Origin of the sequence: Amycolatopsis sp. NPDC059021 (assembly GCF_042739895.1) — a bacterium.
Taxonomy (GTDB): Bacteria; Actinomycetota; Actinomycetes; order Mycobacteriales; family Pseudonocardiaceae; genus Amycolatopsis.
Window position 1 is genome coordinate 1 of sequence record NZ_JBHYIQ010000214.1, and the last position, 1,982, is coordinate 1,982.

General features: G+C 37.1%; 2 protein-coding genes. Both read left to right on the forward strand.

The features are described 5' to 3' along the window. Positions 1 to 735 precede the first annotated feature (735 nt). Positions 736 to 909, forward strand: coding sequence for a hypothetical protein (locus ACFWX1_RS48060; RefSeq protein ID WP_375839303.1), 174 nt, complete (start codon positions 736 to 738; stop codon positions 907 to 909). 90 nt (positions 910 to 999) lie between these two features. Then, the gene (locus tag ACFWX1_RS48065; protein ID WP_375839305.1) at positions 1,000 to 1,908 is read left to right on the forward strand and encodes a hypothetical protein; all 909 of its coding nucleotides are present in this window, start codon (positions 1,000 to 1,002) and stop codon (positions 1,906 to 1,908) included. Positions 1,909 to 1,982: the final 74 nt, after the last annotated feature.

Consider the following 1,982-nt stretch of genomic DNA (forward strand, 5'->3'; position numbering starts at 1 on the left):
TTTTAAAACACAATTTCGTTTCTCCAGTATAACACAAAACGTGATTTTTGAAGCAAAACGGTTCCTCTTTATGGAGCCGTTTTTTTTATTTCCCGAAGGGTTATTTGTCAGAATGACAAACCGATTTCGAGCCGGCGAGAACCCATTGTCACACCACGATTTAGGGGGTGTGTATAAATGGGCACTCTCTGTGAAATTTGAAGCTTTGAAATTCCGAATGGCGCACTTATACACTCTGTCGAGTGAGTGCTAAAATGCTGAAGCATTTCCGTCAAGCGTGTGGAGGAATCTTGTAGAGAGATATAGCATAGATACCCGTATCTCTAGAGATATTTTGGTATATCCCTGCTATATCTATGGGGTATCTATGCTATATCTTTGGCTTCAAAAACGGCACCTGTTCTAAGAGCATAGAAACTCAACAGGCACAGCCTGTTTGACACCCTTTTTTTTAGGGTGGCACCGAGTTTCCTTATGCTCTTTTTCTCTGAAGCTAAACCTGTTTTATATGTCGTAGTCTTTTTATTGGGAGTGACCCCTTGCTGTACAATTTCCGGAGGTGCCGATAAGGGACGAATTTTCCCTTGTCGGTTGCCTTTGGGGATTGTAAGGGGTGGAGGCTCGGAATCAAAAGGAAACGAAATATCATTCCGAGTGTGCTTCTTTTTTCTGTTCTTGAATTCTATTATTTCCAATGTTAGAATTATGTTAACAACTTGTTAGGAGTGTGTTTGGATGGAAGAGAAAAAACAAATTGGACCTCGAATTACTGTTGAAACATTTAAAAAGCTAGAGTTATTAGCCGAACATTTTACAAAACACAATGAATTTGGAAGAGTTTCAAAAGATGCTGTAATTGAGTTTGCTATTAAGGAATTGTATAGGGACTATTTGGGAAAAGGACGCTAATTTTTGTTGAAAAACTGACTTCGGATTTGGGGTTCTTTATTATTAACTTGATTTTAATTAAACATTACAGGAAAAATTGAGGGGAAATGGATGGATAAACGCAATGGTGACGCGGTTTTCATAGCTCCAAATGATGTTGTAAAAGTGACCACTATGAATCACGTCATTGAAGTTCAGCATATGGAGAAGATGAACCGGAAAAATAATATCAAAAAATTGGACAAGGATAGGTTTGTAGACCTCTCTACTGGGGAGATCCGGGAGTTCGAGCATTCGGAAAATCGGCAGGAAAATTATAATTCTTTGAGACAAACCTTTAAGAAGCTGCGTTATTTGATAAATAACAATTTTATAGGACGGCCAAATGAATTACATATAACTTTGACATACAAGAAAAATATGACGGACACGAAAAAACTTTATAGTGATTTTCAAAATTTTATCGACAGGTTGCGTTATAAATACAAGAAAGAAAGTTCGATAGATTATTTATCGGTGGTAGAGCCACAAGGACGTGGAGCCTGGCATTGTCATGTTTTAATGCGCTTTAATGATTTGGATAAGATTTATATTAAAAATGCTGAATTAAGGAGTCTATGGGGTTTAGGATTTGTAACAATCAAGTCATTAAAGGATATAGACAACATAGGAGCCTATTTGAGCGCTTATTTGACTGATATAGACCTAGAAGATGTCCAAGACAGGGAAACAGCCTTAAAAGTGGCTTCAGAGGGCTGTGAGGTGCAAACAAAGATCGTAGAAGGTCGGGAAAAGAAATTTTTAAAAGGCGGACGGCTGCACATGTATCCTTCCGGAATGAATATGTATCGAAAATCAAAAGGGATTGTTAAGCCGGAACGGGAAGAAATGAAGTTCGGAGACATAAAAAAAGTAGTGGGTTCGGCAAAACCACACTACGAGAAAAGTTATCATGTCGAAAATGACAATTTTGAAAACACAATTTCGTTTCTCCAGTATAACACAAAACGTGATTTTTGAAGCAAAACGGTTCCTCTTTATGGAGCCGTTTTTTTTTTTTAAAGATAGTTTTTTTTTTATTATGTAAAAAACAA